Raw genomic sequence first — 23,348 nt, forward strand, 5'->3', positions numbered from 1 at the left:
GCTTAAATATAAAGCTTAAATATAAAGCTTAAATATAAAGCTTAAATATAAAGCTTAAATATAAAGCTTAAATATAAAGGATTGTAAGTTGAAGAAAGAAATTGCGCTAAAGTGGCAACAAGATCGTGAACGTTATCCAAAAAAACCTTGGTTAAAAGAGCCTTCAATTATCGTAATTCGCTGGTATAGATACGGACAATCAGTTGACTTGATGACTGATGGTTGGCTAAAAAAGTTAAACTTAAAAGTATATTGGTTAATTTTCCATATTCTAGAGGTTCTTTTAGGGATCAGTATACCAAAGTCTGTGAAGTCTAATGGAGGTTTAAGAATTTATCATTTTGGTAATATTTTTATTCATCGTAATGCCGAGTTTGGTCAAAATTGTACCCTTCGACAAGGTGTAACTATTGGTAATAGATATAATGATGACTTGGCTCCTAAGCTCTGTAATAACGTTGAGCTAGGGGCATACGCTCAAGTTTTAGGTAATGTTAAGCTAGGTGATAATGTCAAGGTAGGTGCAATGTCTGTGGTTTTAAAAGATGTTGCTGATAATTCTACGGCATGTGGCGTTCCAGCAAAAATAATAGAATAAAAATAAGAGGTATAAATGACGACACTTGTTTCTTCTATAATACCTGATTGGGAACGTGAGAGACCTCGTAAGTTCTGGGATCCAAGCCGAAAGTTATTACTTTCAATTAGAAAGTATCAAGCTATCAATAAAAACTCTTTCTCGGGTAAATTAATTAGTAAATATTGGGTGTTTATTCATAGGTTTTGGTCCGTAATAACGGGGGCTGAAATAGATTTATCATGTCAAATAGGTGGTGGGTTATTGATACCACATCCAAATGGTATTGTGATACATGCTTATGCAAAAATTGGAGTTAATTGCCTTATCTTTCAACAGGTCACAATAGGGTCTCATGAGGATTTTAAAGCTCCTGTTATAAGAGGTCACGTTGATATAGGAGCTGGTGCAAAAATATTGGGTATTATTGAAGTTGGTGAGCACGCAAAAATTGGTGCTAATGCTGTTGTTGTCAAAAATGTAGAAGCGTTAACCACAGTCGTAGGGATACCTGCAAAAGTTGTATAAATTTAAAATTTAGGGATAAAAGTTTTAAAAATGAATTTAAATGTAAATGTTAGTTTAAAAAATTTTACGTTCGCACAAGTTGCCATTTCAAGTATTATTTTAATACTTGGTTTAGCTTCTTATTTATTTACCCATTTTACTGGTCATGGCAGCTTACTTGGAGTAATTAGGTTATTAGATGTAGGTGATGAGCAAAGTATTCCAACTTATTTCTCTGTTCTTAATTTATTATTAGCATCTATTCTATTACTTGTTATCTATATATTTGAAAGCAGGAACCATATCAAAGGGTCTTTATTTTGGCTTTTACTTTCGCTTGTCTTTTTTTATTTATCAGTAGATGAATCCGCAAGTATTCATGAAAATTTTGTTGAAGTTAATACTTTTTTAGTCAATAAAGGTGTTATAAGCCAAGTCTTAGATACGCATCAATGGCTGCCTTTTGGTATTTTATTTTTAGTGTTGTTTAGCATTGTATTTATTCCATTTTTTAAGCATATCGATAAAGCTACATTACGAAATTTTTTCATTGCAGGTTTTGTTTTTATCAGTGGTGCAGTTGGCTTGGAATATCTAGGGGCTGTAATGCTAGAAACTGGTTTTGTTGAATCAAGAAGTGATTTGACTTTTGCAATTCGTCGTTTGTGCGAAGAAGGGTTAGAGATATATGGGATTGTTATTTTTAATTGTGTTTTATATCAAGAGATTTTAAAGCGAGATATTTCAATCTCTTTTAATAATTAATTATAGAAAATTGTATTTATCTTCTTATTTTTAATGGTGCTATGAGTAAATGGAAATTGTAAATAAAAAGGATTTAACAAATCTGATAGAGCAACAGTTTTGGTTGTTAAATAATCAAGGAAATGGATCTAGTTACAATGTGAATTCAATGTTTCTATTTAAAAACATTGATTTACCTTTATTTATAACATCTGTAAATTCAGTGGTTAGTCAAATTCACAACTTACAATCATCCTTTGAAGTTCATGAAGGGGCAATTTATAAAACTCTCCAGTATTTTGAGTGTAATGTTATTGAAAAGGAATTTATAAAAACAGCTGAAAATGATGCCAAGGATTGGGTTAATCAAAGATGTTATGATTTATTTGAATTTTCAAAAGAATCATTAGTTCGTGTAATCATAGCTAAACTGAAAGATAGTTCTCAAGTTATCCTTGGTTTATCTATTCCTCATATTATTATGGACCTTAGGGTAAAGGATTTAATTGCAAAATTAATATCTCAAAGTTTTAATAATAGCGGTTTATGTGTGATAACACCTGAGCAGTTTGCAGAATATAATAACTACTCAGATTTTATAACTCAGCAGAATAGTTGGTTACAATCAGAGAAAGGAGTTAAAGCAGCTAGTTACTGGAACCGAAAAATAAAAAATACTCAAACTGCTGTAATAAGCTCACCTGAAAGAATAGTTAATATAGGGTTAGAAAGTCATGGTTCAGTCCCTTTAAACTTGTCAAAGGAAGATTGTAGTGCGCTAAAGTCATTCTGTGATCAGGAGGTACTCTCCTCTTATGTTGTGCTATTAACTGCCTATTACTTATTATTGGCAAGATATTCAGGTGAAACTCAGTTTTGTATCGCGGTGCCTTTATCAAATAGAAAAGATGTCGTATTTAAAAATACTTTAGGCTGTTTTGTTAACACTTTACCTATCACTATCGAATTGAATGAAAAAGATAACGTAACGAGCGCCTTAAAAAAAGTACGAGTTTCACTGCTTGAAGCGCATAGATTCCAAGAATTTCCTTCTGTAAATTTAATCAAAGATGCAGCTCAAGTTAGAGGGAACCGAACTTTATATCGACATGGTTTTACTTTTGAACATCCAATGCAACTTGATCTGAATGATGTTAAAACACAAGTTCTAGATTTTAAGGCCATAAATCCACAGCTTGATTTGTTTTTACGTTTATGGGAAAGCGACTCCCAATTACATGGCAACCTAGAATACGATACTTCACTATTTGATTTAACTTTTGCAAGGCGTTTTGCAGATTCTCTAAAAGTCATCTTAAAAGACCTTATATCTGATACGAATAAACAGATAGGTAATTTAAATTGCATTACGCTTGATGATAGTAAAGCAATTGAAAAATTTAATGAAACGACAAAAAACTATCATTCAGTCTCAAACCTGAAATCATTATTTGAACAGCAAGTAATAAAGTCACCCAATGATATTGCTTTAGTTTTTAAAAGTGAGACGATCACTTACTCTCAGTTTAATTCGAAGATAAACCAACTCGCTAATTATTTAATTAATCAGGGGATCAATAAAGGAGATGTAGTAGCAGTCATGTGCGAGCGCTCTATTGATATGATGATATATATTTATTCTATAGTTAAAGTCGGCGCTATATACGTACCTATTGATATTGAACTTCCTAAAAAACGAATTGATTACATGATGATGCAATCTAATGTTAAAGCTGTGTTATCTAATAGTATGGTTCAGTGCAATTATGAAAAAAACCAATATACAACAATTATGGTTGATCAACTTAAAAGTAAAATTTCGGTTTTAGAAGCACAAAACCCTGACGTTAAAATTAATCCAAAAGATGCAGCATATATAATTTTCACTTCAGGCTCTACGGGCGTACCTAAAGGCGTAGTAAATAGCCACTTAGCTATCTCGAATAGATTATTATGGATGCAAGAGGAGTTTAAAGCGGGGTGCGATGATGTTATTTTACAAAAAACCCCCTATAGTTTTGATGTATCAGTTTGGGAGATTTTTTGGCCTTTACAGGTAGGTGCACAACTGGCTATTGCTGATAATAATAGCCATAGAGATATATATGAGTTACATAATCAAATTAAGCAATATAACGTAACTATGCTTCACTTTATTCCGGCGATGCTTATGGCATTTTTATCAGCTCGGCATCAGACTCATAATAAGTTAAAGAGTATTTTTTGTAGTGGGGAGTCTTTATTATCTGAGCACGTATCGAGTTTTTACGAAAAATATCCTTGTGCTGAATTGATTAATTTATATGGACCTACAGAAGCTGCAATTGATGTCAGTATTTGGCGTTGCAAAATTAATAGAAAAACAATTCCAATAGGTAAGCCAATAGCCAATACATCTTTATACGTTGTAGATGATAACTTGCAGCAACTTCCTATAGGTGTAAAAGGAGAGTTATTAATTGGTGGAACTCAGGTTGCAGTTGGATATGTTGGTCATTCAGAACTGACTAAAAAGGCATTTATAAGCAATCCTTTTGGTTCAGGTAAAGTTTATAAAACTGGAGATTGTGCCCGATGGAATGATGATGGCAGTTTAGAGTTTTTGGGGAGAAAAGACTCTCAAATTAAATTAAATGGTATTAGGGTTGAATTAAATGGTGTTAACTCAGTAATACAGCGTTATCCCAATATTTCAGTTGCAGCAACGACAATTAAAAAAAATGAGAATGGCAATGCATTTATTGCAGCTTATTATAGTAAAAAAGATGAAAGTGAATTTTTAAGTAAAGATGACTTAAAATCTTTTTTAGCAACAATTTTACCTAACTATATGCTTCCAACTTCATTTATTGAATTGAAAAGCCTCCCTTTAACATCGAGTGGTAAGGTAAATCATAAGGCTTTATTTAATTTAAAAGTAGTTGAAGAAAAGAGTTCAGCCATAAAAAATATTCAATTAACAGAGGTTGAAAGTAAAATACATCAAGTTTGGTGTTTAATACTTAATAAATCAGAAGTCTCTATTGATATTCCATTTTTTGATCTCGGTGGAGATTCAATGTCTTTGATGCAAGTTTTTTCAACTTTAAATCCTATCTTTCCAAGTAAGTTATCCAGTGTCGATATGTTTTCTTACCCCACGATACGTTGTCTTGCAAATTTTATATCGCCTTTAAAAAGTCACAAAGAAAAAGAAGTGGCAAAAAATAGAGGAAATAAAATTAAAAGTGTTATGAGTCACAAACCAAGGTTAAGAGCTTCTCTTAGAAAAAATAAAAAACCGGAAATTAAAACTAATGAGTAAGCCTACGAACAATAATACAGGTATAGAATTATTAAGAATTATAGCAATTTTATTATTAATTATTTACCACGTTTCTCTTATTGGTACTGAGGGTGACTACCCTCCATATCTAAATGCTATTTTGTCAATTACAAAAATGGGCTGGGTTGGCACTGATTTATTTTTAGCCATAGCTGGGTTCTTCTGTGTCAATTCGATATTTAAATATAAAAGTCAAAACTTGAATTACTTTGATTATTTAAAGAATAGAGTCTTAAGAATTGTCCCTTCATATTATTTATTTCTTATAGTTTATTTGATTTTTGGTATTGAGTTAATTAATTTGTTGGGAAATAGCTTTGCTTTAAATGATGGCTTTTTAATATCCTTAATCACTTTTACTTCGAATATATCATTTTCTAATGGGATGTGGAGCGGAGTAGCTTTAGAGGGGATGTTCTCTATTGCTTTATTAGTACAGCTTTTTATTTTCTTTGGTTTTATTTTATTTTATATCAAAAATATCAAGCTTCTATTGATAATATTTTTATGTTTTGAACTACTCGCTATCACGTTACGTATTCAATTTGGTGTTGATCACTTTTGGCGTTCATATTTTTTTACATTAACACGTATTGATGCTTTTCTAATGGGTTTGACCTTAGGTATTTTATACTCGAACTTTAAAGCCAAAGAACATTTTTCAAGCAATGCAGTCATTATTTTTTGCTCAGCATTAATACTGTTAACTTTAACTGTGTATTTAACCCAAGGTCTATATTTTAAGAATCCTCTAATGTTGCATTTAGCCTACCCCGTAATTGCTCTTTTTGCGGCTTCTTTAATTAATTTATCTTATAGGTACGAAATTAATACTTTATGGTTAAAAAAACTTTCAAAACTTGGTAAGATTGCGTACCCAATTTATTTACTTAAATTACCGGTAATTTATTTGGTTTATTCAGCATTGTTATTGTTTTTTGCTGAAATAAATCCTGTTGTATTTAAAGGCTTATTTTTTATTTCTGCTATATTTGCATGTTTTCTGACTGCAGGGGGTTGGCATTACTTAATTAAAAGCTTATTTATACAATCGAAAAAGTTCGTTGCTCAGGCTAATTTCAAGAGGTTAATCTTTAAGTAAGTGAAAACCCTTTAGGTATTTATAATATTTTAAAGCCAAATAAAAAAGATAAGGATATTGAAACGTGTGTGGTGTATTTGGCGTATTAGACGTAAACAATCAAAATAAAAAGAAGATAGTTGTAAATGCCTTATCTCTTTTGAATCATCGAGGACCAGATGAGTGGGGAGTATATTTAAATAAATTTGTAGGTTTAGGGCATACCCGTCTCTCAATCATAGATATTGAAGATGGACAGCAACCGATGCAGTCTCTTCAATGTATCATTTCATTTAATGGTGAAATATATAACTATATAGAACTACGCAGTGACCTTGAATCTCAAGGTTACTCATTTAATACTAACTCCGACACTGAAGTGATACTAAAGTTATATGAGTCAATTGGTACAGATTGCTTTGCAAAACTTAATGGCGAATTTGCAATTCTCATTTGGGATAAAAAATTAGAGCGCTTAATAGCTGCCAGAGATCGTTATGGTATAAGGCCTTTGTACGTTTTGTTGCATGATAATGCATATTTTTTGAGTTCTGAAATGAAGGCATTTGATACGATAGCTAATTATAAAAGAGAAATAGACCCTCAAAATTTATTTGAGCATGGCTTGCTCTGGAATACTTTAACTGATAATACGGTTTATAAAGATATTTTAACGATTGAATCAGGTACCTTTGAGGTTTTTAGTACCTCAGGCCGCGTTGTTAAAGACAGGTATTATCAAGTTGGTGAAAGCTTCAGTGTAAATGACTCTGCAGATAGCTTTGTTAATACTAAAAAAGCATTTAAAGAACTATTAAATGATTCTGTTAGCTTGCGGCTTAGAAGCGACGTACCTGTTGGTACATATTTAAGCGGTGGAATAGATTCTACTATCATTTCTCAATCAGTAAAAAATCAAACTAACCATACTTTTAAAACGTTTTCTGTCGCTTTTAATGATCAAACTTTAGATGAAAGTGATTTTCAAAAATTAGCTAGCAAGAAAGTTAGTTCAGTGCATCATGAAGTTAAAATATCCAATAGAGATGTTGATGAAAATTTACTTAAATCAATTTATCACACTGAAAGACCTATTTTTAGAACTGCACCAGTTCCACTTCAATTGTTATCTAATAAAGTAAAAGAAACAGATATAAAAGTTGTGCTCACAGGTGAGGGCGCGGATGAAATCTTATTTGGTTACGATACGTTTAAAGAACTTAAAATTTTAAACGAATGGAAAAAGTCTAATGGTGACAGCGCTGCCATTGGATCTTTAAAAGAGCTATACCCACATTTGAGCCATTATTCAGATGCAAGACAGTTTGCATTTATAAAAATGTATTATGAAGGCTTTCTAAATGATTTTGAAAACGAATTTAATGGTTTAAATATACGCCTAGCAAATAATAAAATTATTGAAAAATACTTTAATAAAAGTCTAGGTTTAAAGTTTGATAAATCAGATTTTTTAGAAAAATTTAAAGCAACATTACCTGCTAATTATACTTCTTGGTCTTTATTGCAAAAGAATTCATATCTGGAAATTAAAACGTTATTGCAAGGTTATTTATTATCCTCACAAGGAGATAGGATGGCTATGAGTAATAGTATTGAAGGTCGTTTTCCATTTTTAGATCATAGAGTTGTAGAGATGGCCTTTTCAATGCCAGATGACTATAAGTTAAAGGGATTTGATCAAAAGCATATTTTAAAGCAAGCATTTGAAAGTGAAATTCCAAAAGAGATTACTAATAGACCTAAACGTCCATATATGGCGCCAGACTTGATTGCTTTTATAGACTCTAAAGGCCAATTAAGCGACTTAGCAAGCACCCTTTTATCAGAAGAGTGCATAGAAGAATATGGTCTATTTGATACCAAGATAGTTAAAAGGTTTTTAAATAAATTTAAAAATGGTGTTCCTGAAAATACAGGTTATCGGGATAATATGATTTTTATGTTTTTATTAACATCTCAAATCTGCCAATACTGGATTAATAATCCACCTGAAGTTGAATTAGATATGAACAAATGTGTTGTTGATATATTGGATATATAGTGAAAGGAATAAATAAATGAGCAATGCAGCTACTTTAGAGAAAATATTAGCATTCGTAGTTGATACCTATATGGTTGAAATAGAAGAAATACCGTTAGATGAATCTTTAATAGATGAAGGGATTATAGATTCATTTGGTCTGATCGAACTAGCATCATTTTTAGAAAAGGCATTTTTAATTCCTATTACTGACACTGATTTAACTCGAGATAACTTTGGCTCAGTAAATAGAATGATAGCGTTAGTTCATAGGAAAAAGTCAAATGCTTAATAACTTTGAACGCTGCTCTAAATGTATCCAATCAAAAAACTTTCCAAAAATAACATTTGATGAGAATGGTGTTTGTAATTTTTGTAATAAAGCCAGCAAATCTACAGAAATTGAAGCATCACTTATTGATAATGCAAAAATTAAAATATCAGATTTATTTGATAACCGAGTGAAAAGTGGAGAGTACGATGCTGTAGTCTGTTACAGCGGTGGTAAAGATAGTACTTATGTTCTAAAGCTTGCAGTCGAAAAGTATGGCCTAAATGTTTTAGCATTCACTTTAGATAATGGCTATATAGCTGAAGCTGCTTGGAAAAATATTAGAAAGGTTGTTGATGGTTTAGGTGTTGATCATTGGGTTTATCGTCCTGGTAGTGGTAATTATAAGGCAATTGCTCGGGCAAGTGCCGTAACAGATGTTTACCGAAAAAATACTTTAACAAGAATTTCAGCGATATGTAATTCTTGTATATCAATGGTAAATGTTACAGCCTTAAAAATTGCGCTAGAGAAAAAAATTCCATTTATATTAGCTGGATTTACACTTGGACAAATCCCAATAAATGCAATCATTTATAAAAATCACTATAAATTTTTAGCTGATTCAAGAAAAGAGTCATTAGATAAGCTAAGAGCAGAGGTAGGTGATGTTGTTGATGATTACCTATGCATCAAAGATGAGCTTATAAATGAAGTTAAAGAGTACCCACATAATGTAAATATTTTATGTGTTGAAGATATAACTGAAACAGAAATTAAAGATGCGATAGCACCTTTAGGCTGGGTAAGCCCTGGCGATGTTGATGGTTGTTCTTCCAATTGTATGCTGAATACTTTTAATAATTACGTACATGAAGAAGTTTTTGGTTATAACCCTTATGAAATGGAGTTGAGTCATTTGATTCGAGAAGGATTAATGACGAGAAGTGAGGCTTTAGAGAAAATAAATGATAGGCCTGAAGATCAAATAGGTCCGATCATGGCATCTTTATCAATAGATAAAAATGATATTATTTCAGTGAAGAATGTATATGATAGCAAGCATTAGCACTTCTAAAACAAGCTTTATAGAACGTCAGTTTTGGCTATTAAGCCAACATGATACAAGCTCTGCTTATAATGTTAATTCAATTTTCGCGTTTAAAAATTTGGATTTTTCAAGGTTTGTAACTTCGGTTAACGCTGTAATCAATGATGTTGAAATTTTAAGATCTTCATACGAATTGGTTGATGGCGAGATTATGCGCTTTGATAAATTTAATCAATGTTCTGTAATTGAAAAAACATTTAATAATAATCTCATTGAAGCAAAAAATTGGGTTAATCAAAACTGTAATCAAGAGTTTGATTTAGTTAATGAACCTTTAGTAAGAGTGATTGCTGCTAAATTTAGCGATTGTGAAGATTTAATTGTTGCAATATCAACTCATCATATTGTGATTGATTTAAGTGCAAAAGACCAAATAGCTAAATTGATAAGTGATGCATACAATAATTTCGGTCAATCAACTGTATCGAAAGAAGGTAAAGATAGATTTAATAATTATCAGTTTTTTTCACAGTATCAATCGAGTTGGTTAATATCAGATAAAGGTATAAAATCAGCTAGTTATTGGCGAAAAAAATTAAAAAATGCTCCAACTATAAAGTTAAATATTCCAAAAATAAAAAGTAATGAGGTTAGCTTTAAGGGAGGGGCAATTGAATTGGACTTGCCTGCTGATAGTTGGCAAGCTTTAAAATTTTTCAGTAAAGAATACTCCCTCTCTCCTTTTATAGTGTTATTAACTGCATATTATTTATTACTTGCTAAATATTCTGGGGAATCTCAATTTTGTATTGCTGTACCTTTATCCAATAGAAAAAATCCAATATTTGCAGACACAATCGGTTGTTTTGTAAATACACTGCCAATAACAATTGAGTTTACAGATAAAGACACGGTTTTTGATGTACTTAAAAAAGTACGAGTATCACTATTAGAAGCGCATAGATATCAAGAATACCCATCTATAGAAATTATTAATGATGCATTAAAAGAAACGGCTAATAAAGATTTATACCGTCATGGATTCACTTTTGAACATCCAATGCAGTTGAACTTAGAAGGTGTTAAAACGGAGGTTATTTATTATCAACCTTTAAATCCTCAGTTAGATATTTTTATGCGTTTATGGGAAAGGGATAATCAGCTAAATGGTTATATAGAATATGATAATGCAGTTTTTGATTCCATTTCAGCAAAATACTTTACTGATTCATTTAAAGTTTTAATAAATAGTCTATTTGTAGATGCAGATAAATTGGCCGATTCATTAAATTGCATATCAGAAAAAAACAAACTTGAGATTACTGAGTTTAATAATACGAATGAGGTTTTTGAAGGTGAGTTAAATTTAAAATCCTTATTCGAAAAACAAGTTGCGTTAACATCAAGTAATATCGCTTTGATATACGAGAATGAAAGTTACACTTATTCTGAATTTAATGCACAAGCGAATAAAATAGCCCATTATTTAGCTCATAAAGGAGCTAAAAAGGGAGATGTTATAGCTGTTATTTGTGAGCGTTCAACAAATATGATGCTGTGCATATATAGCATCTTAAAATTAGGTGCTATATATGTGCCGATTGATAGTGAACTACCAAAAAAACGGATTGATTATATGCTGAGTCAATCTGGAGTAAAGCTAATCTTAACCCAGAGTGATGTAAGCTCTAACTACAATAAACAGCTATATAAAACTTTTTTAATTGATGAAATTAATACTGAAGCCTCTGATTTTCCTGACTCTGATCCTCAAGTTAAAGTAAACCCTGATGATTTGGTTTATATTATATTTACTTCAGGCTCTACAGGTAAACCCAAAGGTGTGATGAATCAGCATTCAGGTGTTTCAAATGTCATGCTTTGGATGAAAGACGAATTTAAGCCAGTTAAAGGGGATGTTGTTTTACAAAAGACACCCTATAGCTTTGATATCTCTTTATTTGAAATTTATTGGCCTTTACTTGTAGGGGCAACAGTCGCACTCGCAAAACCTAACAGCCATAAAGATACTTATCAAATACATAAACAAATTAGCAAATATAGTGTGACTGTACTTCATATCGTACCATCGATTTTAAATGCTTTAATATCAGCTAAACCTTTTGACAAAACCTCATTAAGAGCAGTTGTTTGTTGTGGCGAAGCTTTATTGCCAGATTCAGTTAAATCTTTTTTTGAATATTATGAGAGTACTGAATTAATTAATATTTATGGTCCAACAGAAGCTGCAATTGCAGTAAGTATTTTTCATTGTAATAAAAATGAGGAATATAAAGCTGTACCAATAGGTAAACCAATTTCTAACTCGAAACTACATGTTCTTGATAAAAACCTAAATCAAGTGCCTATTGGAGTTGCTGGTGAGATTGTGATTGAAGGAATTCAAGTTGCTAAAGGCTATGTGGGGGATGGTGAACTTACTCAGAAACAGTTTGTTAATAGTCCTTTTTCATATAATAAATTATATAAAACTGGTGATTTGGCTCGCTGGAATAATGATGGTGAGTTAGAGTTTTTAGGTCGTAGAGACTCTCAAGTGAAATTTAATGGCCTTCGGATTGAGTTATCTGAAATTGAAACTGTTATGCATCAATATGCTAATATATCGCAATCAGTCGCTGTGATTGAAAAGAGCCCCAATGGCAGTGCGTTTATTGGTGTTTTTTATACTGTTGTAGATAAATTTCTTGAAATAGAAGAAAGTAAATTAAAAAATCATTTAGTCAAACACCTCCCTATTTATATGTTACCTGTTTCTTATATGAAATTAGTGCAATTTCCTTTAACTTCTACTGGGAAAATAAACCGTAATCAATTACCTCGTATTGTTTTATCAGAAGTAACAAATTTACAAAGAAATGATGAGAGTCTAACGCAAGTACAACAAATAGTAATTGAAGCTTGGAAAGCAACTTTAAAACATGACAACTTTTCAATTGGTGTCCCGTTTTTTGAAGTCGGTGGTGATTCCATGTCACTCATTCAGGTTTTTAATATATTAGATAAAGCGTTTCCCAAAAAACTTTCTAGTGTTGATCTTTTTAGGTTTGTGACTGTGAAGTCTATCGCTAATTTTCTGGATGATCATAAACCGGCTCCAGAAACTAAAAATACAAGAGCTAGTAAGATGCGTTTGGCAATGAAACGTAATATAAGGCCTAGAAAACGTCAAAAGGAATGTGATGTTTAGTATTAACAATAAGGCTAAATTATTAAAGGTTATAGCTATATTTCTTTTAGGTGTATTTTTACTGTTATTAACAGCTAAGTTGCTGCTAAAAGTAAATAACATAAATACTCAAACTTTAAAACTTATGTTTAAAATGGATGCATTAGTCATTTCTGATGGTATAAATGATTTACCTTATCGTTTATATCAGCCTCACGATATTGAAAAAACAAATAAGCCCCCATTGGTGATTGTTTTACAAAGTGCTTTTCGTCGGGGTAATAATAATTACGGACAATTGACGAATCTAGTTGATAAGTTTGTTTCTGATGAGTTTCAAAACTTAGAAAATGCATATGTTGTAGCACCACACTGCCCTGAAAATATGCAATGGAATAATAACAAACCAACCTCTGCTCCCTATATTAATTACGATATGTCAGAAATAGAGCAATCATGGCGCCAAACTTTAATTATTGAATTAATAGATAAGTTAGTTGAAGAGAAAGGCGTTGATCCTGAACGTATTTATATAACTGGAATCTCCATGGGAGCATCAGGTACATGGGAAATGTTATATCGCTTTCCTGAACAGTTTGCAGGAGCTTTAATTTTAAATGGACGTTCAGATCCGAATAAAGCTTCACAAATAGCACAAACTCCGGTCAAGATATTTCATGGTCAAAATGATGAAATAGCACCATTAAATAATTCGATAAAAATGAAAACCGCATTAGATAAATTAAATGCTGATGTAGAGCTAAAAATATTGGAAGCCGGTCATGATATTACACACAGTGCATATGATATAGATGCATTCAAGTGGCTTTTAAACCAAAAAAAATCAAATAGCTTTAAGAGACAAATTAATGGATGAAATGAGAAATGACATTGCTGTTATTGGCATGTCAGGTGCTTTTCCTGGAGCAGAAAATCTAGATGAATATTGGAATAACTTACTTTCAGGAAAGTGCTCAATAACGGATGTTTGTGAATCTGATTTGGTTTCTTCGGGTATTTCAAAGGAAGTATACGAAAAACAAAACTATGTATTAAAAACATCATCTTTATCTAACATTAGTCATTTTGATGCCAGTTTTTTTGGCTATACGCCTGCAGAAGCAAGACTTATAGATCCTCAGCATAGATTATTTCTTCAGCATAGCTGGAAAGCATTAGAATCAGCCGGTTTTATCCCTGATGAGATCGGTGATTCAGTTGGGGTTTATGCAGGCTGTAGCATGAACCGTTACTTACTAAATAATATAGATATAAATACGCAATCTTTTGATATTAATGATTTTCAAAAGATGCTTGCAAGCGAAAAAGATTATTTAACAACACGAGTTTCTCATAAGTTAAATTTACGTGGTCCAAGTATTAATGTACAGACTGCATGCTCTACCTCTTTGGTCGCAATTCAATTAGCTGTTCTATCTCTTCAAACTTATCAATGTGATGTAGCATTATCTGGTGGGGTGACGGTTAATGTTCCTCATAAAGTAGGTTATCTACATTCAGAAGGGATGATTTTTTCACCCGAAGGATATTGTAAACCTTTTAGTAGTCAATCGGATGGTACAGTTTTTGGTGAGGGGGTTGGGGTTGTTGTACTTAAACGTCTAGCTGATGCTATCGAAGATAATGATAATATTTTAGCTGTAGTCAAAGGTGCTGCTACAAATAATGATGGTAGGAATAAGGTTGGATTTACTGCTCCAAGTGTAGAAGGACAGAGTGAAGTCATTTCCTTAGCGCAAGAACTTGCAGATGTTGAACCTCATCAAATTCAGTTTATAGAAACTCATGGTACGGCTACTGCATTGGGTGACCCCATTGAATTAGCTGGTTTAAATGATGCATTTGAAGAATTTGATGAAAGCAATGCCCCTTGTGCGCTGGGGACTTTAAAAGCCAATATAGGGCACCTTGATGCAGCTGCTGGTGTAGCATCATTTATTAAGTCGATATTAGTGGTTAAAAATAAAAAAATTCCGCCAAATCTAAGCTTTAACAATGAATACCCCTTTATTAATCAAGATGGCAGTCCATTTTATTTTAATAAAGAAAAAGTGAATTTAAGTCACCTAAATGAAATACATGCAGGAGTGAGTTCATTTGGTGTCGGGGGGACAAACGCACATATTGTATTATCAAGCCCGCCAGAGCCAAACTATGAAGTTGAACAAAATGTAAAAGATAACTCATTACTGCTATTTTCTGCTCAAGCAGAAGATTCAGTTCAGGCGTTACAAAAATCATTTACTAAATTCTTAACTAAAGAGCCAAATAAAGCGCTAGATTCAACTTATGCATTATTAAATACACGAAAAAAATTCTCACAAAGAACTTATACTCAAATATTAAATCACGATAATTCACAGCTTGAATTTAAAGAAAGTGAATTGTGCTTTACAGCAAAACTAAACCCCACAATTACATTTATGTTCCCAGGGCAAGGCAGTCAATATCAAGGAATGTCAAAGGCGCTATATAATCAATATGAAATTTATAGGCATTACTTTGATGAGTGTATTACACAATTAATAGTCATTACTGGTCAAAATTATCATGATGTAATAATGGATGTACAAGGTGATTTACAAAATATCACTCATACACAAAATGCACAAATCTCATTGTTTGTTGTGGAATATTGTTTAGCTAAAACCTTTATAACATTAAATGTTAAACCAAAGACAATGATAGGACATAGCATAGGGGAATATACCGCTGCATGCCTTGCTGGAGTGTTTAGTTTAGAAGATGCATTATGGCTAGTATCAGAAAGAGGCAGGTTAATGGCTCAGTCTGCAAAAGGGGGTATGGTTTCTGTTTTAGATTCAATGGTTTATCTTGAGGAGTTGTTGTTTGGATCACTGTGTATCTCTATTGAAAATAGCCCTGAAAATACAGTAGTGTCAGGCTCAGAATCTGATATTGAAAAGCTAATAGTCATACTATTATCAAAAAATATTCATCATAGAAAGTTATTAAATCAACATGCTTTTCATTCTGCTTTTATGGACTCAGTACTTGGAGAGTTTTCTCAAGTTGTAGAAAAGATTCAGTTAAACCCTCCTAGCATCGATATCATACCTTCGACCCCCGGTTATTCGTGTAGCGACTTAAATACTTCAGAGTATTGGGTGCAGCATTTAAGAAAAGAGGTTTGTTTTCATGATGTAGTGAAACAGTCTATTCAAGATAGCGACATAATGCTTGAGGTTGGCCCTGGCGCTGCTTTATGCTCATTTGTACAATCAAGTATGTCTAATGAAAATACCTTAGCCATATCATCAATGGCTAATGCAAAATATGCCGACAAAGAACAATCAATATTCTTGAATAGTCTTGGCCAATTGTGGTGTATGGGTATTGAAGTTGAATTTAAAAAAATAGGAATAGGCACAGAAGGCAAAGCTTTTGGTTTGCCAACCTATGAGTTTTCTAAGCAAGAATATTGGCTAGAAAGAAAAATAGCGAAAATTGGTGAGGCTCAGATTGATGAAAGCGAAACCAGTATTGTACCCCACCAAAAGAGTGAAACGATACTAGATGTTGAATCTAGCTTATTAGAAATCTGGAAACAGGTTTTAGGTATTACAGACTTAAAAGTAGATGATAATTATTTTGAAATTGGAGGTGATTCATTACTTTCAGTTGATTTGTTTTCTAAGATTAAAGTTAAATATAAAATAACATTACCGATTTCCACCTTATTTACACACCCAACAATTAGTTTACTGACTAAAAAGCTAAGTGATGAGCTAAAAGTTCAAAATAAAACGGAAGACACCTTAACTTGCAATAATAGAGATGAGCCATGGGATACTAGCGTTGTTATGCATCCAGGGCCTGCGGCTAATGAAAAAACACTCTTTATTGTTGGTGGAGTAGGTGGCAACGTTAATAATTTATACGACTTAGCTAAAAGTCTAGGGAAAGAATATCAAGTTGTGGGATTGCAAACTCGAGGAATTTTAGAGCACAACTACCATGATACCGTAGAAAAGATGGCTAAAGATCATATTCAGTATATTAAAAAACATCAACCAAAAGGTCCTTATTTATTAGCTGGTTATAGTTATGGAGCATATACAGCCTTCGAAATAGCTAAACAGTTTGAAGAGCAAGGGGAAAAAATAGATTTTCTTGGCTTGTTAGATGTTTATGCTCCGGGGTTATCAAGCAATGCTCCAGGTTTACCAACAATTTCCTCTAGAGCTAAAAAGCTAAAAACTAAATTAAAATGGCACATTGAACATGGTTTAATAGATATTATTAAAGTAATGAAACTCAAGCTAGAATTAAGGTTTTATCCTCCAGTAGTGGACTCTCTATCTACTGAACATAAAAGGTATGAAAAGTTCTTTTATTACTGGAATAAGGTAAGTGAAATTTATAAAGGAGGGGTTATTAATAGTAATATTTCGTTATTTAAATCTCCGAGTTTAAATTATAAAGAAGTTTTATGGGACGAACTTGATGAAACGAGAGGGTGGTCGACTATGTCTAAATGCGGTGTTAAAAGTCATGATCTTATTTACGGACATCTCGAAATGATGCAGGGAAGTAACGCTAAGAATTTAGCTGAAGAAATATTAAATAATATAAATCAAAATCCAGAAAGTGGGAATCAATAGCATTAATTTGATATTCACATATAGCAGAAGTTTAATTTCTCATACGTTATTTGTAATGATTAAGTGCTATTTATTTCTTGTTTTCTAATAATAAAGCTTGAGTTTGTGGTGTTGTTAACCTACTATATCATTAGTGTTAAAAAGGTACAGCCTAGTATAGGCTCAATTTAAAGTAAAGCTCACTGAGGCCGAATACCTCAAACAATTTGTTCTAAATATTATTCACTGACAAGGGCAGCCTTAAGGAAACTTAAGTACGCAAAGCTACCGGCCTAACGAGTAAATTCTATGGCAGCGGGGTTACCGAGAAATGATAAATCATGCCTCCCTTATTTTTGTATATGAAGACTTATTGCGAGTTTATGGAGGTAAAACATGAAAATTTCAAATTGTTTTAATAAATTAACTAATTTTAAAGAGGTGTTTTTCTTACAAAAGATTTTTTTTATTCTATGTTTTTTATTAATCACTTCTAGCCAAGCATCTAGCAATGAAAACCTACAATCTAATATTTTCTATCACCCAGCAACAGAAGATCAAGCGTGGACTTATAATGGAGATGAAACATATACTTCAACAGGAATAAACGGAGGCTCTGGATTAAGAGTATATCAAGAGCTAAATGAAGGTGAACAGGTTCTTGTCACATTTAAAATTAGTGAACCTCATTCTTCAGGAAGGTTATATGCGCGTGTAGATGGTCAAAGAGTTTACCTAGAGCATGGAAAGAAGGAATTTTCTCATCTTTTTAAAGTTATCAGTAAAAAAACAAGAGATTTAAGAGTTGGAGCTGGTAGTTACTCTTCGAAAGGGATTGTATTGTCTGATATAAAGTTTACTTTAATATCGGACTCTGAAAAAAATAATGCAGAACCCATTGCAGATGCTGGGAAAGTTCAAATAGCTAACTCCGAAGACTTGGTTTTTTTAAGTGCAAATGAATCACATGATGAGAATATTAATAGCTTAAAATATCAATGGATTGTGCTAAATGACTCTTTAAATGAAATTGAGCTTGAAAACCCCAATACTATTAATCCTCAATTTATTGCTCCAAACCTCAGTATAGCTAAATCATTTAATGTTGAGCTTATTGTTACCGATGAATATGGCTTAACTGATAGTGATATTGTCAAAATTGTGATTTTACCTATTGAAAATGATGATGTAACAATCCGAAATATTTATACTCACCCAGCATCCTATGATAAAGCTTGGTCATATGATGGCAATGAATCATACATTTCAACGGGACTAAATGGAGACTCAGGTTTAAGGGTATTTGAAAATGTAAATAAAGATGAGCAAGTTTTAGTAAAATTTAAAATTAGCCAAGCATATAGTTCAGGAAATCTTTCAACACGTGTTGATAGTCAAAAAGAGTACTTAACTCCAGGAGAAGTAGAGTTTGCTCATTTATTTAATATCAATAGCGACAAAAGTAATGACTTAAGGATCGGTGTAGGAGAGTTTCCTAATATTGGAATCAAGCTTTATGATATTGAATTTTTGCTAATTTCAAAAAATACAAAAGAAGATGATAATACAAACCCTATAGCAGATGCCGGTTCAGCTAAAACTGTTACTGGTGGAGATCTTGTTACATTAGATGGAACAGGGTCAGGTGATTTTGAAAGTGAAGTAACGTATGAATGGTCACAAGCAAATAATACTGACATAGAAATTAATTTTGATGATATTAACTCTGTTACACCTTCATTTATTGCACCATCTATACCCGTGAAGCAAGAGGTTAACTTTACTCTTAAAGTAACAGACTCTGAAGGTTTATCAGCGATTGATACTGTCAGTATGGTAATTCAACCAGGTTTTAGTCAGAATTATAAACCATCAGATGACTCTCGTATTATTTATGTTAGTAGCTTAGATGGAAATGATAAATCAGGGCTTGCTGTTTCAGCAGAACAAGTTGTTAATCCCACCCATCCGGATGAAGTCATTTATCCCTTTAAAACACTGTCTGCAGCAATAAAACAATTAAGAGACGGGTATCCAGATTGGATTCTACTAAGAAAAGGTGATATTTGGACTAATGAAAGTTTTGGTGTTTTTACTTTGTCAGGCAGAAATGAAAATGAACCTATGCTAATTGGTAACTATGGTACATCAGGAATGAGACCACTAGTTAAAACGGGGAGAGAAGCGGCATTAAACACTGCAGGTAAAGAAACGTCAAATCTATCTATAGTTGGAATTGATTTTTATGCACATTCTAGAGACCCGAACTCCCCAGACTTTGTTGATGTTGAACAGGCTGGTTCCGGAATAAGAATTGTTGGTAGTGGTGAAAATATAGTTATTGAAGATACTATTGTTCGTTTTTACGGTACTAATATAAATATTTCAAATTACAGTGGGAATCATAAAAATGTTCAAATAAAACGTTCTATCGTTTTAGATAGTTATGGATATAAAGATATTACTCATAGTAATGGTGTGTATATAGCAGGGGTTGATGGCCTTTTGATTGAAGATAACTTTTTTGACCATAATGGTTGGAACGAAGATATTGAAGCTGCTAGCTCAACTGTGTTTAATCATAATGTATATATTCAATGGGATAATATCGCAAAAAATATTATTGTGCGAAATAATATATCAACAAGATCATCAAATCATGGAATTAAAGGTCGCCCAGGAGGTCTTTATGAAAATAACTTGTTGATTGAGAACGCTATTGGTTTTGAGTTCGGTTATAATGAAAAGCATCCTATAGCAGAAGGAGATATTGCAATCGCTTATAATAATGTTGTACTTTCTGGTAAACAAAGAGATGGTTCTAAAGCGATATGGGGAATCGAAGTAGATAAAAATGCTTTAGATAATGGGGGAAGTGTTTTACTTGAAAATAATATTATAGCCCATGCTTCAGATGAATCACAAAGCATGCAAGCAATAATCATGCAGGCTGGTGTGATAGCTAATGAAAATATTATTTATGATTGGGTTGAGAGGGAGAATATGTTTGACCCTGAATGGAATAACCCTGAAGTTAATATCAATAGTTATCTGGCAAGCATTGGGGAAAAGCCAACATTAAACGAGTTTCTTAACCAGTTAAGGTATCGTAACTTTAATTCATGGAATGAGGCATTGACGACGACCTCCGTTAATAACTATATCCGATCAGGCTATAACAAATAATAACATTTTCATTGGTTAAATATAATCAGGGTTTTGAACGCACAACCCTGATTATAATTTATATTTATCGTTAAACTGCCTTTCTAAGATTATGATTTCTTGCTTTTTTATATTCATTGAGTATAAATTTATTTTAAATTACTAAGCTAGATAAAAAATACTTGATTTATTATTCAATACAATCATTATATGCACCGTACTACTTTTGGATACAAATTGGAGATGGAGTTCTATAATGGAAAGGTTAAGTGCTAAGTTATTTGGCTTATTTGTATTAATATTATTATTGGGGTGTGGTGGTTCATCAGATAAAGAACCTGCTTCAGTAGTCAAGTTAGCACCTAATGTAATTGCTGGGGAAGATCAAACTGCTCCAGAACAGTCTGAAGTAACATTAATATCAAAAGCGAATGATAGCGACGGCAGAATAGAGAGTTATCTTTGGCAGCAAAAATCAGGTTTGTTAGTTTCCCTTTACGGTACAAGTTTGGAAAGTGCATATTTTATTACTCCTGAAGTAGATAAAGAAGAAATCTTAAGTTTTTCTGTAGTTGTTACTGACAATGATGGTCTTCAAGCTACTGATACAATCAATGTAACTGTGCATCCTGAAGTTGATAACTCCCACCCTATAGCTGATGCGGGTAATGACTTAACTATAAATGAACAATCTGAAGTAATATTATATGGTCAAGGAATAGATCATGACGGTGTTATATATAGCTATTTATGGCAACAAACTTCAGGAACTCAAGTTTTCTTATCTGGTTATGATACAGATACATTATCATTTGTAAGCATGAGTACTTTATCAAATGAAACTTTAACTTTTAGCTTAACAGTGACAGATGATAAAGGCTTAACTGATACTGATATTATTGAAGTAAATGTACTGCCTGTAAATAGTATTCCCCTAGTAAGCATGGGACAAGATATAAGTACTTACGAGCAAACTAAAATAAATTTAGCTGCATCAGCATCAGATAATGATGGTGAAATAATAGCTTATTTATGGGAGCAGATTTCAGGACCTTCTGTTGATTTATCAGATAGTACCCTTGCTGAGGTTAAGTTTTTAACCCCTACTTTACATGTAGCTCAAATTGTTGAACTTGAATTAACAGTAACTGATAATGAGAATGGAAAGGCATCTGATAGAGTATCTATTACTGTAAACCCAATTAATATAACACCAAATGTTAATGCTGGCGTAGATCAAACTATTTTTGAAAATGAAAATGTTATTCTCAGCGGTGTTTCATCAGATCCGGATGGTATTATAGATAGCTATCAGTGGGAGCAAATCTCAGGTACTGCAGTTGCATTGTCTAACAGTAATCAAGCAAATTGTTACTTTTTAGCTCCTAATGTAACAGAGTTTACTCAATTAAAATTTCGTTTAACAGTTAGTGATAATGAAAATTCAGAGTCTTTCGATGACATAACTATAACAGTATCTCCTATAACACTAGCTCCTATTGTTAATGCTGGTGATAATCAAACTGTAGATGAGCAAGTCACTGTGACTTTATCAGGTAAAGGAGCCGATTCAGATGGTTCTATTGTATCGTATGCTTGGTCTCAAGTTTCTGGTACATCAGTCACTCTAAATAATAGTAGCAGTCAACAAGCAAGTTTTACGGCGCCAACATTAACAAAAGTTGAAGTGTTAACTTTTGAGTTAAAAGTGACAGATAATGAAAATTTATCAGCAAGTGATAGGGTGCAAATATCGGTTAACCCAATGAATGAAGCGCCATCATCAAATGCAGGTGACAATCAAATTGTAGATGAGCAAATCACTGTGACTTTATCAGGTGAAGGAGCCGATTCAGATGGTTCTATTGTATCGTATGCTTGGTCTCAAGTTTCTGGTACATCAGTCACTCTAAATAATAGTAGCAGTCAACAAGCAAGTTTTATGGCGCCAACATTAACAGAAGTTGAAGTGTTAACTTTTGAGTTAAAAGTGACAGATAATGAAAATTTATCAGCAAGTGATAGGGTGCAAATATCGGTTAACCCAATGAATGAAGCGCCATCATCAAATGCAGGTGACAATCAAACTGTAGACGAAAAAGTCACTGTGATTTTATCTGGTGAAGGCACTGACTCTGATGGTTCTATTGTATCGTATGCTTGGTCTCAAGTTTCTGGTACATCAGCCACTCTAAATAATAGCAGAAGTCAACAGGCTAGTTTTACGGCACCGCTACTCACAGAAGTTGATGTGTTAACTTTTGAGTTAATAGTGACAGACAATGAGAACCTATCAGCAAGCGATAGGGTGCAAATATCAGTTAACCCAAAGAATGAAGCGCCATCATCAAATGCAGGTGATAATCAAACTGTAGACGAACAAGTCACTGTGATTTTATCTGGTGAAGGCACTGACTCTGATGGTTCTATTGTATCGTATGCTTGGTCTCAAGTTTCAGGTACATCAGTTAATCTAAATAATAGCGGCAGTCAACAGGCAAGTTTTACGGCACCGGTACTCACTGAAGCTGAAGTGCTAACTTTTGAGTTAATAGTGACAGACAATGAAAACCTATCAGCAAGCGATAGGGTGCAAATATCAGTTAACCCAAAGAATGAAGCGCCATCATCAAATGCAGGTGATAATCAAACTGTAGACGAACAAGTCACTGTGACTTTATCTGGTGAAGGCACTGACTCTGACGGTTCTATTGTATCGTATGCTTGGTCTCAAGTTTCTGGTACATCAGTTAATCTAAATAATAGCGGCA

The 23,348-nt window shown here is 32.8% G+C and carries 12 protein-coding genes, 1 pseudogene and 1 riboswitch; all 13 genes and pseudogenes read left to right on the forward strand.

Annotated elements, in window-relative coordinates; all coding sequences use genetic code 11:
- Positions 1-88 precede the first annotated feature (88 nt).
- Positions 89-598 (forward strand): serine acetyltransferase, encoded by a 510-nt coding sequence (locus KO527_RS09300; protein WP_216040039.1) that lies wholly within the window; start codon positions 89-91, stop codon positions 596-598.
- Between the two features lie 15 nt (positions 599-613).
- Positions 614-1,105 carry a hypothetical protein gene (locus KO527_RS09305; RefSeq protein ID WP_216040040.1) on the forward strand — a complete coding sequence of 164 codons (492 nt, stop codon included), beginning with the start codon at positions 614-616 and terminating at the stop codon, positions 1,103-1,105.
- Positions 1,106-1,135: 30 nt separating this feature from the next.
- Positions 1,136-1,849, forward strand: a complete 714-nt coding sequence (locus KO527_RS09310; RefSeq protein ID WP_216040041.1) for a hypothetical protein — start codon at positions 1,136-1,138, stop codon at positions 1,847-1,849.
- Between the two features lie 49 nt (positions 1,850-1,898).
- Positions 1,899-5,132: an amino acid adenylation domain-containing protein gene (locus KO527_RS09315; protein WP_216040042.1), complete on the forward strand. Its 3,234-nt coding sequence runs from the start codon at positions 1,899-1,901 to the stop codon at positions 5,130-5,132.
- Positions 5,125-6,255, forward strand: coding sequence for an acyltransferase (locus tag KO527_RS09320; RefSeq protein WP_216040043.1), 1,131 nt, complete (start codon positions 5,125-5,127; stop codon positions 6,253-6,255). Before KO527_RS09315 ends, KO527_RS09320 begins: the two co-directional genes overlap by 8 nt.
- Before the next feature lie 64 nt (positions 6,256-6,319).
- Complete coding sequence (gene asnB, locus KO527_RS09325) at positions 6,320-8,296, forward strand: asparagine synthase (glutamine-hydrolyzing) (protein WP_216040044.1); 1,977 nt, start codon at positions 6,320-6,322, stop codon at positions 8,294-8,296.
- A 16-nt stretch (positions 8,297-8,312) separates the two neighbouring features.
- Entirely contained in the window at positions 8,313-8,567 is a 255-nt protein-coding gene (locus KO527_RS09330; RefSeq protein ID WP_216040045.1) for an acyl carrier protein, read from the forward strand.
- Positions 8,560-9,615 (forward strand): phosphoadenosine phosphosulfate reductase family protein, encoded by a 1,056-nt coding sequence (locus tag KO527_RS09335; RefSeq protein ID WP_216040046.1) that lies wholly within the window; start codon positions 8,560-8,562, stop codon positions 9,613-9,615. The genes KO527_RS09330 and KO527_RS09335 overlap by 8 nt, the downstream gene beginning before the upstream one ends.
- Positions 9,599-12,808 carry a non-ribosomal peptide synthetase gene (locus tag KO527_RS09340; RefSeq protein WP_216040047.1) on the forward strand — a complete coding sequence of 1,070 codons (3,210 nt, stop codon included), beginning with the start codon at positions 9,599-9,601 and terminating at the stop codon, positions 12,806-12,808. The genes KO527_RS09335 and KO527_RS09340 overlap by 17 nt, the downstream gene beginning before the upstream one ends.
- Positions 12,801-13,664 (forward strand): dienelactone hydrolase family protein, encoded by an 864-nt coding sequence (locus tag KO527_RS09345; RefSeq protein ID WP_216040048.1) that lies wholly within the window; start codon positions 12,801-12,803, stop codon positions 13,662-13,664. Before KO527_RS09340 ends, KO527_RS09345 begins: the two co-directional genes overlap by 8 nt.
- A complete protein-coding gene (locus KO527_RS09350; RefSeq protein ID WP_216040049.1) occupies positions 13,657-17,433 on the forward strand; it encodes a type I polyketide synthase in 3,777 nt (1,258 codons plus the stop codon). The genes KO527_RS09345 and KO527_RS09350 overlap by 8 nt, the downstream gene beginning before the upstream one ends.
- Before the next feature lie 223 nt (positions 17,434-17,656).
- Positions 17,657-17,741, forward strand: a riboswitch (cyclic di-GMP riboswitch).
- A 67-nt stretch (positions 17,742-17,808) separates the two neighbouring features.
- Positions 17,809-20,598, forward strand: a complete 2,790-nt coding sequence (locus KO527_RS09355) for a hypothetical protein (protein ID WP_216040050.1) — start codon at positions 17,809-17,811, stop codon at positions 20,596-20,598.
- A 235-nt stretch (positions 20,599-20,833) separates the two neighbouring features.
- Positions 20,834-23,348: pseudogene (locus KO527_RS09360) on the forward strand (PKD domain-containing protein); the annotation flags it as partial.

It is taken from the genome of Pseudoalteromonas sp. C2R02 (genome assembly GCF_018860845.1).
Lineage (GTDB): Bacteria > Pseudomonadota > Gammaproteobacteria > Enterobacterales > Alteromonadaceae > Pseudoalteromonas.